Source organism: Marinobacter sp. HL-58, assembly GCF_001314605.1.
In the GTDB taxonomy this organism is placed as follows: Bacteria; Pseudomonadota; Gammaproteobacteria; order Pseudomonadales; family Oleiphilaceae; genus Marinobacter.
In genome coordinates this window covers 40,644-56,828 of sequence record NZ_LIHP01000016.1, presented here as the reverse complement: position 1 = coordinate 56,828, position 16,185 = coordinate 40,644, and the positions used below count along the sequence as shown (strand labels likewise).

Annotated in this window: 13 protein-coding genes; 12 read left to right on the top strand and 1 reads right to left on the bottom strand. The window is 50.9% G+C overall.

Annotated features, from left to right (window positions below; genetic code table 11):
* Nucleotides 1-86: 86 nt before the first annotated feature.
* From HLUCCO03_RS12750 to HLUCCO03_RS12715, 8 genes are all read left to right on the top strand, one after another.
* Nucleotides 87-332: a hypothetical protein gene (locus HLUCCO03_RS12750; protein WP_008937850.1), complete on the top strand. Its 246-nt coding sequence runs from the start codon at nt 87-89 to the stop codon at nt 330-332.
* Nucleotides 325-1,560 (top strand): site-specific integrase, encoded by a 1,236-nt coding sequence (locus HLUCCO03_RS12745; protein ID WP_027831487.1) that lies wholly within the window; start codon nt 325-327, stop codon nt 1,558-1,560. The genes HLUCCO03_RS12750 and HLUCCO03_RS12745 overlap by 8 nt, the downstream gene beginning before the upstream one ends.
* Nucleotides 1,547-2,497, top strand: coding sequence for a TraI domain-containing protein (locus tag HLUCCO03_RS12740; RefSeq protein ID WP_027831488.1), 951 nt, complete (start codon nt 1,547-1,549; stop codon nt 2,495-2,497). Before HLUCCO03_RS12745 ends, HLUCCO03_RS12740 begins: the two co-directional genes overlap by 14 nt.
* A 374-nt stretch (nt 2,498-2,871) precedes the next feature.
* Entirely contained in the window at nt 2,872-4,461 is a 1,590-nt protein-coding gene (locus HLUCCO03_RS12735; protein WP_292016714.1) for a hypothetical protein, read from the top strand.
* A gap of 122 nt (nt 4,462-4,583) precedes the next feature.
* Complete coding sequence (locus HLUCCO03_RS12730; RefSeq protein ID WP_027831490.1) at nt 4,584-5,279, top strand: response regulator transcription factor; 696 nt, start codon at nt 4,584-4,586, stop codon at nt 5,277-5,279.
* Nucleotides 5,279-7,453: a hypothetical protein gene (locus tag HLUCCO03_RS12725; protein ID WP_027831491.1), complete on the top strand. Its 2,175-nt coding sequence runs from the start codon at nt 5,279-5,281 to the stop codon at nt 7,451-7,453. Before HLUCCO03_RS12730 ends, HLUCCO03_RS12725 begins: the two co-directional genes overlap by 1 nt.
* Nucleotides 7,454-7,818: 365 nt before the next feature.
* Nucleotides 7,819-9,717, top strand: coding sequence for a hypothetical protein (locus tag HLUCCO03_RS12720; protein WP_027831492.1), 1,899 nt, complete (start codon nt 7,819-7,821; stop codon nt 9,715-9,717).
* Nucleotides 9,718-9,811: 94 nt separating this feature from the next.
* The gene (locus tag HLUCCO03_RS12715; protein WP_197025652.1) at nt 9,812-11,863 is read left to right on the top strand and encodes a GGDEF domain-containing protein; all 2,052 of its coding nucleotides are present in this window, start codon (nt 9,812-9,814) and stop codon (nt 11,861-11,863) included.
* Here HLUCCO03_RS12715 and HLUCCO03_RS12710 read toward each other — a convergent pair.
* Nucleotides 11,841-12,440, bottom strand: coding sequence for a hypothetical protein (locus tag HLUCCO03_RS12710; protein ID WP_027831493.1), 600 nt, complete (start codon nt 12,438-12,440; stop codon nt 11,841-11,843). The genes HLUCCO03_RS12715 and HLUCCO03_RS12710 overlap by 23 nt on opposite strands.
* A gap of 165 nt (nt 12,441-12,605) precedes the next feature.
* Between HLUCCO03_RS12710 and HLUCCO03_RS12705 the strand changes: the two genes are divergently transcribed.
* The 4 genes from HLUCCO03_RS12705 to cpaB all read left to right on the top strand — a co-directional run bounded on the left by HLUCCO03_RS12705 (nt 12,606) and on the right by cpaB (nt 16,180).
* Nucleotides 12,606-13,994 carry a hypothetical protein gene (locus HLUCCO03_RS12705; protein ID WP_027831494.1) on the top strand — a complete coding sequence of 463 codons (1,389 nt, stop codon included), beginning with the start codon at nt 12,606-12,608 and terminating at the stop codon, nt 13,992-13,994.
* A 429-nt stretch (nt 13,995-14,423) separates the two neighbouring features.
* A complete protein-coding gene (locus tag HLUCCO03_RS12700; RefSeq protein ID WP_027831495.1) occupies nt 14,424-14,633 on the top strand; it encodes a hypothetical protein in 210 nt (69 codons plus the stop codon).
* 105 nt (nt 14,634-14,738) lie between these two features.
* On the top strand, nt 14,739-15,179 hold the full coding sequence (locus HLUCCO03_RS12695; protein WP_027831496.1) for a TadE/TadG family type IV pilus assembly protein: 441 nt from the start codon (nt 14,739-14,741) through the stop codon (nt 15,177-15,179).
* A gap of 83 nt (nt 15,180-15,262) precedes the next feature.
* Nucleotides 15,263-16,180, top strand: a complete 918-nt coding sequence (gene cpaB, locus HLUCCO03_RS12690) for a Flp pilus assembly protein CpaB (protein WP_027831497.1) — start codon at nt 15,263-15,265, stop codon at nt 16,178-16,180.
* Nucleotides 16,181-16,185 lie beyond the last annotated feature (5 nt).

Below are 16,185 nucleotides of genomic sequence, written 5' to 3'. Positions count from 1 at the left end.
CTGCCTAAAATGTCATTTAGGGTGGCATTCTGATACGGAGAATGTCTTTTGTTGATTTAGCGTAGCGCAACAGAAGGAAAATTTCGATGGAAAATTCCTACACCTACCTGACCACTGAAGAGCTGGCTGGCCGCATCAAATACGACTGCCGGACAATTCGTCAATGTCTTAAAGACACGGTACTGCTGGAGGGCAAGCATTACATCAAGCCTTTTGGCCGGCGGAAAATTCTCTTTCTCTGGGAAGAAGTTGAAAAGGAAATGCTGGTCAGTGCTCGTGAGCACGAACACCTGTCAATTCCTATGGCAAGCGGAGCGGTATGTCATGGGTAAGGTGAGAGAGCGTAAGGAGACCGGCAAGCTTTATCTGGATTTTATGTGCGAGGGGCTGCGGTGCAGGGAACAGACCGCGCTGCCGGATACGCCGGCCAATCGTAAAAAATGCGAAGCTCTTCTTCAGAAGGTTGAGGCCAAAATCCTTCTGGGTGAATTCGACTACGCTGAATTCTTTCCGGGCAGCAAGAACTTGAAAAAGCTGGCCAAGGCAGGCGCGCTATCCGGAACGGGTCGGGCTTCCAATGTAATGGCTTATCCGGATCAGGAAACCGATCAGTCGCCGCTGTTCCCTGATTTCGCCGACCTGTGGCTTGAGGAGAACAAGATTCAATGGCGCGCCTCTCATCTACGCAATGTTGAGTCTATTCTTGAGAGCTCTCTCAAGCCGGCATTTAAAAACAAACGTCTGACAGAAATCACCAAAGCCAACATCCTGGCAGCCCGCAACAAGCTGGCGAGCCGCAAGGGTAGGGCGGGCAATATCCAGATGGCTCCCAAGACCATCAATAGCCACATGGCGATTCTGCGGATGATTCTGACCGAAGGCGCCGAGCGCTTCGACTTTGCGAACCCGTATCGCAACATCAAGCCGCTGAAGCTGAAGAAAGTAAACATCGAACCTTTTTCTCTGGATGAGGTAGAGCGGATTACCAAGTATGTGCGGAAGGACTACCAGAATTACTACCTGGTTCGCTTCTACACCGGCATGCGCACGGGCGAAATCGATGGCTTGAAGTGGGAGCACGTTGATTTTGAGAAGCGCGAGATTCTCGTTCGCGAGACGCTGATCAACGGTAAGACCGAGTACACCAAAACCGATGGCTCCCAGCGGGAAATCCCTATGTTTGGCCCGGTTTACGACGCACTCAAGGCTCAGCATGAGGCAACCGGAAAACTGAGCAAGTTCGTATTCTGTAATCGTCTCGGTGAGCCTCTTGATCACAACAACATGACCAAGAGGGTGTGGTACCCCTTACTTCAAGCCCTGAATTTAAAGAAGCGTCGGCCTTACCAGACACGGCATACCGCAGCCACCTTGCTGTTGGCATCCGGAGAAAACCCTGAGTGGGTTGCGCGAGTGTTGGGGCACTCCTCCACCGAGATGCTGTTCAAAGTGTATTCCCGCTTTATTCCTAATGTGACCCGTATGGATGGCAGCGCCTTCGAGCGCTTGATCCAAAACCGTGTAACCGCCAATCAGGAGGTGGACGATGAAACTGAATGAGTTTCGCCCGATTCTGCAGGAAACCTTTACTGGAACGTACCGGCTGACCGGACGAGTAGCGTGTTTTGACGACGAGGGCATTCCGTATCTGAAGTTGAGGTTGAGCAGCTGTGCAGGCGATTGTGTGGTGCTGGCGGTGATCGATTCGATTCCTATTCCGGAATGCTTGGGTCATATGGAACTGGTGGTGGCGAAAGGGCAGGTATGCATTGGTCCAGAGGAAAGCACCATCCTTCTGACGGACATCCGTCGACCGCTTCCGAAGGATGTGGCCTACTTGCCGGCGCTGCAAACACTGCCGCGAATGGTTTGCCCGAGGCCGGACTTCCTCGATCAGTTGATTGATACAGTGCGTGCGCTTGAATCTGAACATCTGCAGGCGTTCATCAAGCGGGTACTGGAGCGTCGGGATCGGCTGGAAACATTCCTGCGGGCGCCGGCCAGCAAGAACTACCACCATAACTACCCGGGTGGATTGCTGGTGCATTCACTGGAGGTGGCTAAGGGTGTGCTGAACATGATCCGAATCAACGAGCCTAGGATGCCAAGGGCATTACAGGAAATGGGCTTTGTAGCCGGGCTGCTTCATGACATTGGTAAGACTTACACCTTCGATGTCCAGGGACGACCCACCGCAATGTCACGGCTTTGTGGTCATGACGACTTGACGTTGGAAGCCTGTGCGTTCGGACTGGCCTACTTGGACCGAATGGACTCTGACGCTGCGCTTACCCTGCGACACATCTGGACCTGCGCATCCTCGGGGGCCCGCTATGGGGTGCCTGCCGCGATGACACTGGCCCGTTACGTAAGAGATGCCGACGGCCAGAGCACCATGGCAGATAACCAGCGAAAAGCATACCAACACCGCGAACCTGCAGGCTTTGGTCGGTTGGGGCAGAACGCCTATTGGTTGCCGTCGATTGAGTCGTATTGAACAATGGCCTCTCCGAAGCACAGTACGATCCCTTGATCCACCATCTGGGAGATCGCTGCTTTGATCCTAGGCCGTAGGTTTTCATTATTTCAGCGCTCGTTGGCTAACTGCCTAACTGACCAGCTGTAGAATTATCCGCCGATATAGCAACATCACCTCCCAGGGTTAGCCCATTTGGGTCATTGCTAACGTTCACGCTCACCTGAAAGATGGAAAGTGTCAAAGTCTCACAAGTAAGGGGTTGCACATCCCAAAAAAACATTGAGCTTTGTTGCTGGTATGTAGCCGGCACGGCGGATGACAATGACAAGCAAGATTGTTCAGGTATCTGCTGACCGGTTAAGGAAATAATAGACAGATCATGGAGTCGAACTATGGGCAAGTGCAAGAATAAAACGGTGCTGGAACGTCAGGTAAGTTGGCTTTTTTTACCACTGGCGACGGTCCTAGCAATTGCCGGGTGTGGTGGGGGATCTTCCGGCGGAGGTGACGGAGACGATGGAGGTAACGGAGGTAACGAGGGTGATGATCCGCCAAACGTCTCAACGTTATCCGATTCTCGTCAGGCCTTGGCTATTGCCTATTCCATCGCTGGACAAGCCAACACTCTTCCCGGCCAGGCACTGGCTCAGTCGGGTAGTGCAGCGGAAGACGAGCAGGTGGGCGCCATGGCGCAGAGTAAGAGTGTTAGTACGGCAACAACCACCGAGCCCTATGATAATTGCTCCGCAGTTGATGATTCTGTGGACCCAGGTTTTGTGGCTCAGGAAGGCAATGTGATTGATTTGTCGGAAGTTGACTTTCCATCACCATTCACTTCTTCGGCATCTGTGGCATCCGGGGCGGCGGACGATGCCCGCGGGCGGGCCAACTGTGATGTCAGTCAGGCAAGGGTGTTGGGTGCTTACGACATCGCACAGCGGGAAGATGTCGATACCTACCCAAACCGACGGTTGGTTTTCGCCGAAGCCGGGGGGCTTGGCGGGGATACACTCAGTTTTGACGATGCCCCGGATCCCTCACGTTCGCTGCAACTGGAGTCGCCTCTTGCCGGGCTGTCGATACCGGTGCTGCGTTATCGCATGTATCTGTGTGATGGCTGTGTCGACGGTGACCTGTCCGACTGGCTTGGCACTCCGGGTGAAGATCTCACCAGTGTGGCGTTTCTGGAAATGGACATGGAGATCAACGGCAACCAGTCCTACAGCCGCCTGGGCACGCTGGACGACCCCTTTGTGTTGCAGGCCGCGCAGGATTCGGGTGGCACCGGGGACATCCGGCTGGACATTAACGGGGAGTACGAGGTACGCAGCAGTGCGACCCAGGGCTGCGGGGTGAACGCCACTCTCAGCACCGAAGAAAGCGGCCCTCTGTATGTTGAGTCCCTGACCGCAGACGAGGTTACTCCAACCAGCGGGGGTATTGATATTACGCCAGCGGGCTCGGAAGAAACCTATACCGTGGAATTTCCGTCGGGCGGCGGTGAGGTTCTTGTCAATGGACAACAGGCAAGTGAGGACGACCTGAGCGCAGTAGCGGCCTGTGGCTACGTTGAAAGCACGGAAGAGCCCGAACCCGAGGAGGCACCAGACATTACCGGCACCTGGGCCATGTCAGAGTGCGAGCAATCCGATACTGACCAGTGGACCAGCATCACCTATACCTTCAACAGTGATGGTTCAGGTGAGGCAACACAGGAAGCTTTTGATTCGGAGGCCTGTGATACTCCCGAGAACAGCGATACTCAGCCGTTCGATTATGAGGTAGGCGAGGCGGTGGATAATTCTCCGCAATCCGTGCAGGCCTACGAGCTTGACCTGTTCTACGACATTGGCGTCGAGGTCTACGATCTGTTCGGGGTCGACGGCAGCACGCTCTATCTGAGCGACCCGGCGGCCAATCCCGATGAAGAGCAGTTCCGGGACGACGAACTGTTCACTGATTTTGGCTACGAGCGCCAGTAACTACCAGTATCCGGGGCCCTGTTTCCAGGGCCCCACTTTGAATTCTGATGCCACCTGCTTCTAAACTAAGAGTATCGATGGATGTAGGATCTCCGCAATTTTGCGTAGGCAAAGGATGTGTGATGCAGCAGGTGCTAATTGTAGAGGACCACCTTGAGACCCGTGAGTGGCTGGTTTCGATTGTAAACCGGGTGTTGAAAAATCCGGATATTGTTCAATCGGGAACGCTTGAGCAGGCGTTCAGGATACTGCCTGACATAATGCCCTCTCTGGCATTGATAGATCTTAGCCTGCCGGACGGTTCTGGTATTGACCTCCTTTGCCGACTGCGTTCTGAGCGGTCGGAAGCCTACCTGGTTGTCTGTTCCATCTTCGATGATGATCGCCATCTCTTTAACGCGTTGAAGGCTGGTGCCGGCGGTTATTTGTTGAAAGACCAGCCAACCCATTCGATGATTGAAAGTCTCACTGGTATCCTGGAAGGAAAGCCGCCGCTCAGTCCCACCATCGCGCGACGCATCCTCCGTCACTTCCATAAAGAGCAGGACGAAAATGAAGCGTATAGCAATAAAAACCTGAGCGATGGACAGACCGCCTCTTTACTGGATAAACCACTTTCGGAGCGGGAGGAGCAAGTGCTTCAGCTACTTGCAAAGGGTATGGGCCGGGCGGACATTGCAAGGCTGCTTGGCATGTCTGCCAACACAGCTGCCAGTCATACCAAATCCATCTATCGGAAGTTGAATGTTTCAGGCAGGGCCGAAGCGACCTTGCGAGCGGTGCAGATGGGGGTGGTTCCGGGAGCCTCCGATTTCTGATGATGGCCTACCAGCAACTGATCAGGGGGGCAGCGATTGCACCGCTACCTTTGATGGGGGCGGGGGCGATTCTGGCGCTACTTATGACGCTGGCTGCATTGGTTTTCGTGGAGCGCCAGCCTTGGTTAGGTGTTAGTGTCGCCTATGATACTGAAGCTGGTTTCCCCGTCATTGACAAGGTTTATCATCATCAGTTTTCTTCGGTCGAGTTGAGTCCCGGCGACCGCGTGACTGCACTCATCAGTGAACAAGCGGGACGCTTTTCACTCCGGGGATTCGACCCCGGTCTGGAGCCTTCCGGATTTAATCGCTTCGCAGAGCAGGCAAACTATTTCGAGCATTCGGCGCGCGTCGCCAAGTTGCTTTCGTCTGGCGCCAAGCTTGAGATCAATGGCCAGCGCAGCGTTTCGGTCAGCTTGATTGACGAGCGAGCTTTAAAGAGTTTTCCCGCTGATTTTTGGCTACTGAATTTCTTTGGGATGGTAGTGTGGATCGTTGGCTTGTCGGTTTTTGCAGCCCGGCCAAGGGAACCAGCAGCGAGGATGCTTTGTCTGTCGTCCGGTGGTTTTATACTGTCCTGTATATTTAACAGTATTTACGTCTGTCGTGAACTTGGTATCCAAGGGGACGTGTTGGCGCTGCTTTCCAGAGGCAATCGAACCGGGCTTCTAGTGATGCTGTTTGCCATCCTCGCGCTCATGGCGAGATTTCCAAATAAAATAACTCGAAACCCTCCTGAATTATACGCTTCTGCAGCCTTTGTTCTTACTTTAAGCAATGAATGGTATCAGATGTTCGATTTGCCGCTTCACAGTTTTTTTCTGCCCATATACGCCATGTATGCGATCGGCGTCGCTATAGCATTCTGCCAATGGCGAGTTTCACGAGGCAGACCGGTTGATCGGGCAGCTCTGAAATGGATGTTACTGGCAGTATTTATCATCATGGGCGCAGGACTGACGATATATTATATACCGCTTACTTTACGAGGCGTTCCAATCGTTCCAGAGTGGGGGCTGGTGGCAGTGGCCTCATTACTGTACGTTGGATTTGCTCTAGGAATCATTCGATACAGGTTATTCCAGGTTGACCGGTGGTGGCTGCGCATCTGGGGTTGGTTTCTGGGTGGATTATCAATCGTTTTGGTGGATTTAGCCTTAATTACCTATCTTCAGGTGCAACCGCCGGTAGCACTGATGGTGGCAGTGGTCATCGTGGGGTGGTTGTATTTTCCTTTGCGCCAGTGGGCGTGGGCTTCACTAGTCGGTGGTGCACCACGAAGTCAGCAGGATCCGGTGCAGATGGTGGAGGAAATCGCAGGTGCTGTTCCTGCAGGCGAAGTCAATAAAAAGTGGGAATCCATCCTTAGCCGGAGCTTTCAGCCGGCCGCGATTGAATCTTCAGCGATTCAGCTCACCAGTGTGTATCTCTCCGACAATGGTACGCATATGGATGTTCCATTGTTTGGCGACTGTGGTCGTCTCCGGCTGCTTTACGCGGATAATGGAAAGAGGCTATTTTCTCCCGATGATCAAGTTTACGTAGAAAGCCTTTTCGGAGTAACGCGACGAATACTAAAAGTCCATCAGCAGGAAATGGAGGCCGTTCAGCAGGAGCGGCAGCGTATAGTAAGAGATTTGCACGACGATGTCGGAGGTCAGTTGTTGTCTCTGCTACATCAATCGCCCAATGATCATTATGCTTCGTTGGCTCGTAACGCACTGCGATCCCTGCGTGAGTCAATGAAAGCCATTGATAGCGACGCTCTTCAGGAAGCACCTGGATGCATTGAGGACTGGCAGGCAGAGGCAGAGGAAAGGTTATGCCCAACGCAGGTTGAGCTTGACTGGAGTCAAAATTTGCAGGCAGGTCCGCGAAAATTCTCGGTTCGGCAGGGGATCAATTTAAGGCGCATTCTGCTTGAGGCCATTACTAATGCTCTCCAACATGCACACCCGACCTGCATCCGTGTTTCTCTGGTGTCTGACGGGCAGAATCTGGAAATGACGGTATGGAACGATGGTGTAGTCCAGTGCGAAAAATCGACCTGCGTGACGCGGGGTCGGGGACTAAATAATATGCAGACTCGGGCAGCTGAACTGGGTGGTCTGGCTGAATTTTGGGTGAATGGTAGTAACGCCGGTATTCGCGCGGTTATCCCCTTGATACGTTGACAGTCTATTGTTTCGATGGCTCGTTTTCGATGTTGTCTCTCCTAGTAAATTAGCTAAATGATTAACTATCACCTCGTAAAATTTCGAAACATCATTGGATGTACAGAATAATAATACCTATGCTATATTATTCTAAAATTTTACGGTTATGCCAGCATAAACGCATTTATGCTCAAAGTACCTGAGCTTTGGTGATTGGTGCTGAGAGGCCTGCCGGATTTGCTTTCTAACAGCATAGATACGTTTTTGGTGGCTGTGGCCTGCGCAGAGACTGACTACGAAATCCGACCCCCATCTGCGGCACCATACTTTGTCATTATTCGTTAAGGTTAGAAAACGTACCAGCGGCTTTACAGGGAAAATACATGCCAGAAACAGCAACCATATCCAACATCGATCGCCATATGAAGGTTCGCAGGCCTGTTTCCTCCTCAGACCTGGACACTGTGAAAAAAAAGATCTTCAACTCTAGACATACAAGTTTCCCAGATCTTGAAAGCTTCGAGACTATCGAGAATGGATTAGCTACGCCTCAATTCTCTGCGCTGGCATCGAAAATTGCGGAATCCTTTTTGAACGGAGGAAGCATACTTCTCGTTGGTAAGGCCTCATCAGAGGTAATCTTTAGCGTTGCATGCTTTAAGCAGGGAATCCAGTTATTGTCCCAGGCAATGCGTCGAACGCGAGATGTTGTTGCAACCTCTCGTGGCAATGTCGGGGATTGGAAGTCAGAGGCGGCGGTCGATGTCGCGATTTGTATGGTCGACACTCAAGGCGCCTCCGTAGTGAAAGAAAAGATAGAGTGTTCGGAGCCGGATCTCGTTTTGCTGCTGAACCCGTCCAAGGGGGAGATTGATCAAACCCGAAATATCTTGCTGTCATCCGGTGTTGATGCTGGTCTCGCCACGGTTTCTCCAATTGCCGGTTGCCTTGATAGTCGCGATGGGGAAATCGCGTTCGCGCCCCGATTGGATAATCCAGGAGAGGGGCCGCAAAAAGAATACACATTGTGCTGCATGCTTCATTTTCTTCTGTTGCGCGCCCGTGATGAGATCGCTAATTCTGTTGCATCCCATCCGCGTAGTCAGGTCCTGGTGTCGCAGTTGCAATCTGCGGGTCTTGAGACCATTGGAGCCTTGGTTGGGCTGTCCATTATCCTGGGCGGTAGGCTACTTTCTGCACCCATGCGCCTTTTGGTTCGCTCAGGTCTTGAACAAATAAATCGTGGTTGGTCGTTGCCGCCTCGGACAGCGCATTCAAGAGGGTTGTTAAGCTATGGTTTGAGGTCTCTTCTTACGGAATGCGACGCTGCATACCCCTTTACTTCGAAAGAGATTGATCAGTCGCTATCCCCATTATTCAGAGTGATGGCACAGATTGGAGATTGCCACACACTGATAGAGTGTTTGCTAACCAATGATAGAAAAACTGCAAAGGATAAAAGTGCCAAAGCATCACTGCTGACGCACCAGACAGATATGCTGCGGACCCGTACCGAGTTTCATGGCATACCTACATTAAATGAATTGAGTGGAAAGTCAGGAAATGCTCACAACTCACAATTTCAATTACATGTGTTACGAAATGATTCCCTAACTGAAGCTTTGTTGCCGGTAGTCGCGGAACAGAACTTTGGGCAATTCGGGGGGGTTTATTTGCTCACAACGACAAAAGCTGGGGGAGCCGATCGTGCCCTCTGCTATCTCAGGACTGAAAGTATACACATTGGTGACACGCTGAATGTTCTATCGTTTCAATCCGAGTTGGCGTCCTACCATCCGCAATGGCAAGCAGATACAAGCTATGCGTTTCTCGAGATAGACGAGGCGGGATTGCCAGGCTTCGAGATGTCGTTGCGTCAATATCTGGAACAAGCGTCAAGTGACTTTCAGATGGCCGTTTCGCCGGAAGGCAGTGACGGAGCACTCACAATCAATCAACGAGTTTTCCCCCTTGCCCACTGGATTGAGCGGCAGCCATGGGGAAGGGGATTTCCCGAACCAGTATTCGAGCAGGACTTTCGAGTTCGCAAAGTGCTCACATACATGGATTCCCACCAGCAAATACTGGTAGAAGATACCTCTTCCGACATTCATGCTAGTGAGGGGTTCGTGCTCGTATGGCGCAACAGCGTCAATAGTAGTGTGCCCTCGGTGAGAAAGGGCCAGATTATTCGTGTTCGCTACAATCTATTGGTCAATCGTGAGAAAAACGCCAATGATATCATTGGATTAGTGACAAGTTTACGAGAGATGATTGCATAGCGCTATGGTAGATTTGAGCGCTTGGCCCGGATGGTTGGCAGGTTGGTTCGTGGTCGTAACCTTGGTCGTTATAGGCCTGTTCTTATGGGCGTTCATGTCCAAGGTAGCGGAAGCAAAATTGAATTGGTGTTCTATCATTGACAGAAACCGTGAGCTTTCCCGTGAGGTTCAATTAGCCAATAATTATCTCGATCAGGTGTTTGAGGCTGTCCAGACACCTTTGTTGGTCCTACAGAAAGAGCCCTTGTCGGTCAGGAAAATGAACAGTGCCTGCGTTAATCTCTTGGGCGATGGATCGGAAGCTTCAGCAAGAAGAAGATTGGAATATCTATTGTGCTGGCAGGAAGAGTCTCCAGCAGAGTTATCCAACGTGCGGAGGCTGTTACAAGAGGGTATACCGTCTCCAATGGGGGTTGCAGATCACATTCTGGAATCAACTCATAGAGAGGGAGAGCACCTTAACGCGCTCATAGCTCACATTGAATTGATAAAAGGACGGTCTGGTGGGGAGTATCTGATATCCCTGGATCGCAGCGCCGCACAAAGTGGCCACGAAAAGCTGCTGAATGATCGTTATAAATTAGTTGACTCTACTCTAACTGAGCAAAAGTTGCCCGACGCATTACAGTCTATCGTGTGTCTCTGCCGTGAATACATCGGGCCAGAAGCTCTAATTGGTGTAACTACTTTTAACGCCGAGACCGAAAGGCTCGAATATCTCGTTCGGCCTGAGGGATTGTCGCGAGAGGCTTGTAGCGCAATTGATAATGCTCTCGTTGTGTTCGGGAATGGTGTCCACACAACATCGTCAGTGTTGAGGAAAAAAACCACAACGGACTTTCGCGACGGCGATATTCTCGCGCCTCGGGTAATGGCTTCGGCACTCAAGGCCGCCGGTATCAAGCGTTGGGTTTCTCTACCATTGCTCGGCATCAATGACCAACTGCTTGGAACCCTCGACTTCTTCTACAAAGAGGCTGTCGTGGAAACACCGGTAAGCGATAAAGAATTGGCAATCCCGCTTCATCTGGCCAGCTCAACAATGGAGCGACACCTCTCCATCAACGCGCTTCGGGAGAATGCGCGGTTAGAAGAATTTCTCAGGTTTTTCAGTCAACAGTTAATGACAGATCCACACAGACCTGACCACAGTACGTTTGTGGCTGCAACCAATAAGCTTGCAGCCTTCATGAAAGTACCATCATCAAGCCTGAGGTGCTGGATTCTTGATGAGAGGGACGGAAATTATCGTCCGGTTGGCACTTTCCGGGATCAAGAGAGCAGCATATGTTCTGGACTCGCTGGTAAGGATGTGCGGCAGTGGCTCTCCAGTGAGGAGCTGTTGGTTCACAAGTCAGAGTTTGTAGCTTCGCTGGAAGCGGAGTATCAGTGCTTGCACTTGAGTACTGACCACGAGTTCGCTCATGCCATAGGTATCAGTTCGAATGGATCTGTTAACAGCAACAAGCGGCTCATCGATCAGTGTCTGGTGTTCCCATTATCTGCAGATTCTACGTTGGAGGGATTTATTGTGCTTGGCCCTCAGGAATCGAGAGTAGTAAAAAAACTTAACCTCTTGTCGACGATCGCTCCAATACTTGCCAGTGCATTTGCCCGTCACCGACTTATTAAGAGTCTCATGCATCAGGCTCTCTACGACCGTCTGACTGGCCTCTTCAACCGTCATAAAATTGAAGAGATATTGCATCACGAGATCGACCGTAGTTTACGGTACCAAAACCCATTTTCAGTAATGCTTTTCGATATCGATCATTTCAAGTTAGTGAACGATAATTACGGTCACGATATGGGTGACAGCATGCTGCTTGCACTGTCCGACCTCGTTAGATCGACAATTCGGGCGACAGATGTAATTGGCCGGTGGGGTGGGGAGGAGTTTATTGTCATATTGACAGAAACGCCGATTAACAAAGCTGTTGGCGTGGGAAATATGGTCCGCCGACATGTCGAAAGCTATGACTTTGGCATAGATACACCGTTAACCATAAGTATGGGTGTTGCGGAATTTCGGCCCGGTGATACAGCGGAGTCGCTTGTTAAACGCTCGGATGTTGCCCTGTACGAGGCAAAAAACAGTGGAAGAAACAAGGTATTGCCAGAGGTCAATCAGCCGCCTCGGGCTTAACGAACGAAATTCTTGTGGATGGTGGAATCACCATTATTTCTTCCATCAGTATGGCATCCAGATTGAAAACGGTGACAAACTTGGCTATCCCAAACCGGGTAATCGCGTCGTAAGCAATGGCGTTTAGGTGCGAGTAGGGTTCTTCAAGAACGAGCCTGTCTAATAGGTTCATATTTGATGATGGTTTTCTTGGGAAGCTTTCTCTTGGCAGGCAGCTCTGTTCCAGCCATTGGTTCCAACGGCTGTTGATGTCATCCAGAACATCCCTGTTGGCCCTGGAGGGAAGATTCAGGAATCGGCACCGATCGAAATTGTCGAGGCTCTGTTTATTGGCATCCCAAAGACCAATATCTATTTTTATGTCGGCAAAGCAAACGCCGATGTTCTCACTGGCGCTTTTGCGGATAGCGGCACCAACCAGGCTTCCAGGCCCTTTATGCCCGTAGAGGAGCGTGACGCCAGATCTCGGCAATTTCATATCTGATTTTTGAAAGTAATCCGGCAGGCTTACAGTGTGATGCGAGGGCTGGGATTTACCCTTGTAGAAGAAAAATGTTTTCGCTCCAATTAGTGACACACTTCACACCTTGTCTGTAAACGAATGAACCTTATTATCATTTGACTCGTCACAATTGATGAGGATCGCTGTAAACCCTAAACGCGACCAATGTTAACATCGAATTCGACTAGGTCAAAAGTATAATGCTTACGCTAAATCAAATTTCATTTCCAGGATTAAAAAATGTCTTTTGCAAACAAAAATGAACTGACTCGGCCAGCTCAAGCAATCAGTGGGCAAAATTTGGCGTACCTCAAAGTAATGCTTGAAAGCGCTCTTGATGGCGTTGAGGTCAAGGATCTTGATTTAGCGATGCTTATGAATGTACCGGTTAACCGGCTTGGACAGTTGAAGCGGGCAAAATCGTCTATTGATGTGCTCGGCAAGACCGACTCCACAGTTGATGTTGATGAGGAACTGGAAACTCGGGCAGTCGAGGTGCCAAGTTTACGGCCCAGTCAAGCTATCCTGGTCCGGCTATTGCTGAAGTACCCCCATTACGCCCAACTGCTACTGAGGCCCACCAATCCTGAAGTTTTTGATCTTATAGCACCATTCATGCTCCCTGAAGGAAGGGGTGTCAGCAATGGCAGTGCAAGACCGAAAAAAAGTGGTTTCGCGCCGCTTTTCGGAAGGTCCTATATTTCTTCCTATAAAATGCTTGCGGAGGACAGTTCCAGCAGCGTCAACAGCAGTATCCCGGTAACCCGTCTACAGATGCTCGTGGTCGGAAAGTTTGGTGAATTGTTCAAGCGGCTACTATCGAAATACCAGAAGGAGCAGGGGGTCATCGGGGGCGGTAATGAAATCGAAAAGTTTGAAGCCCGGGGATGGGCCGTTCTGCGCGAACAGGACTCATTAACGTCCTGGATGTCCGATGAAACCTATGAGGCTTTCTTTGATGAACTGAGTGCTCTGTGGGGTGATTGGTTCCAAAAGCACTATCTGCAGGTACTCCGTGACGAAGCAGTGTCAAGAGATTTGGATCCTGAGAGTGCACTGGGTAAGGGAAATTGGACTAACACGGAAAAGGTAGCCGAGACGGAGCTTAGAAAATACACACGCAACACTCAACCGATTCTTGGAGACACTAACAGCCTTTTTACGTTGTTCAGGGAAAGTTTCGAGCTGACGAGTTCTGAGGCTTATTGGACTCTTGGTATCCAAGTTAAAGCCTTCTACCGATTTCGGCAAAGGGCGAACCAGCGCATCGATGCACCAACGTCAATACTGATTCGTTACCTGTTCAGGTACCCTGGCGACATTGAACTATTCATTCGCGGCCCGGGCAAAGGCAGCGAGATCTTGGCTAGAATTCAACAGGAAGACCCAAGCTTCAAGCTTAGTCAGCTTGGTCCTTTATTTGGCGCATCACGGGTCATGAGCTATGCGTTTGCTAACGACAATATTCCGTGCCCTTTTTTTGCCCGCCGGTTGGCTGGAATTTTCCGGCAACGATCGATCATGGGAGAGCCGATTTACCGGCAGATTCGTGATTGTGTTGAAGATGAATTACAGGCTCGTGGGCTAAATTCTGTACAGTTTTGGAGAGATGGCCGTTGGCATGAATAAGTTATAGAAAGAGCAAGAAATTAAAGAAATAAGCGATTCCGGGTCGTAACCAGGGCCTGTTCAGTGAGTGGGAGCTTGATCCAAAGTTGGCAGTAGCTGACGACTCCAACGGCGTAGCCTGATATGGGGGTTGGCTATCTGCCGGCTCCTTGCCTTTCCTCCTCAATTTCACCAATTGAATGTGGAGATTTCAGGGTTTCGCGACAGCCTCGACGTTTTATATAACTACATTCTGTTGTTAAGGATAATATACATCCTTTAATTTTAACCAAAATTGACATTTCTCTTCATTTGGTAACTTGCTATTTTTGTTACCATTAAATTAGGATTTGCGGGTGTTGTTCGATTTTGTCGAACAATACCCTCTAGACTGAACATAGATGTTCAAGCGACATTTCTATTGATCAATGAAAACCAAGGAGGCAACCCATGCACTTTCAGAGCTTCAGAAACAAAGCCGATTCGATAGCTGGGCGGAGCCGCCAAAAGGGTGCCTCAGCGCTCGAGTATTTGGTTCTCGCTGCCGGTATTATCATTGTGCTGGGCTTCTTGGCTGGCGGCGGGGGCTTTGGAGACACGGTAGAGTCCGCCTTCGAAGATTTGTTTCAGGAAGCATCTGATACCGGCAACGGTGAGTAGTTTGCTTTGAATGCTGATAGGGTTTGACCGACAGATGTCAGCCAATCACGCCGTTGGCTTATTTGGTATTAAGTGATCATTATGGCTTGCGGTTATAGGGTTTTGATGTCGCGGAAAAACTGCGGAGCGGTTGCACTCGAGTTTCTTCTGGTGTTTCCGCTGGTAGTCGGCATGGTCTACACAGCTGCGGCTTACGGCGGGGTGTTTTTTCAGAAGTACCAGTTGCAGAAGGTGGTTGACCGCGCGGCTTCATCAGCAATGTCGCTCGATCGAAGCAAATTCGGTGAGGGCGCTGACGAGAGAGCAGTCGATCGGGCTTCAGATACTTTGGAAGCTCTAATTTCAGAAGTATCAGGTTCTCTGGCATCACGCTCGGACGATAGAGAGTGCGGCATTGAGAACGTGGGTGGTGTCTCGCTTGTGGAGTGCACAGTTGTGGCGGATGGAACGGAGTCGCCTTTCGTGCCACAACTCAAATTCGGTTTTCTGGGAAAATTTCCACCCTTGCCTGACACCATAGAGGTCAGGTCGGCAGTCGCCTTTTGAGCATTACAGGCTTCGCTTAGGGAAGAGGTAAGTAAGTCAAATAGTATGAAAGCCCGCACTTATGAGCTCAGGATGACACTGTTATGAAACCCCGCTTCTTGTATTTCCTTCCTTCCCTCCTTCTGGCGATGGTGGCCATAGCGACCGCACTGTTCGGCCTGATGAAGTACAACGCAGCGGAAGAAGCGCGTAAGGAGTCGGCGGCGGCAGAAGGTCGCGCCGCTGCCGTCACCGAGCCTGAAGTGGAGCAGGCACCTGTCCATACCTATGTGGTCGCGGCCCAGAACATCAAGCCCGGAGACGCTCTGGAGCGGGGCAGTTTCATTGAAATCGAATCATCGACGCCCATCGACAATGCAATCGAAGCAGAGGATGTGCCATATGACATTTCGATCGAGACATCTATGGAGCCGGGCGAGCTTTTGACGACACAAATCCTTGAAGATCAGAGCCTGGTAAGGCAGCTTGTTCCCGATGGGCACAAGGCAATTGCCTTTGAAATGAGCAGCGTGGCCAGTATCGGGGGATTGTTGAGGCCGGGCGATTTCGTGGATATTCTCGTGTCGTTCGACGAAAGGGGCGAGAGTGAGTCATCATCAAAAACCCTGCTTGAGTCCGTTGAGGTGCTTTCGGTCAAAGGAGCAACAAAGGTCGGCCCATCCGCTTCCGAAGAAGATCGTCGCCGCAACAGTACGATGGTACTTTCTGTGCCGGAAGAGAGGACAAGAGAGCTGGTGCTGGCCTCTGAGGAAGCGCAACTGAGCTTTATTGCGGTCAAGCGGTCGCCGCTGATAGCCGAAGAAGAGAACGAGTCTGTTGCTTCGATCCCCGTCGAGAAAAGTGCCGCTGACTCAGCGGTTTTTCTCTCCGATTTGATGCCGGAATCCCCGCGAAGGTCCAGTAACGATGGCAATGCAAGTCCTGAACGCGAGCGCGAGGATCCGGGCCGTAAGGTTCAGATATTTGAAGGCTCTGAAGCAAGGAATGTCTATGTGCAGTGAGCGTG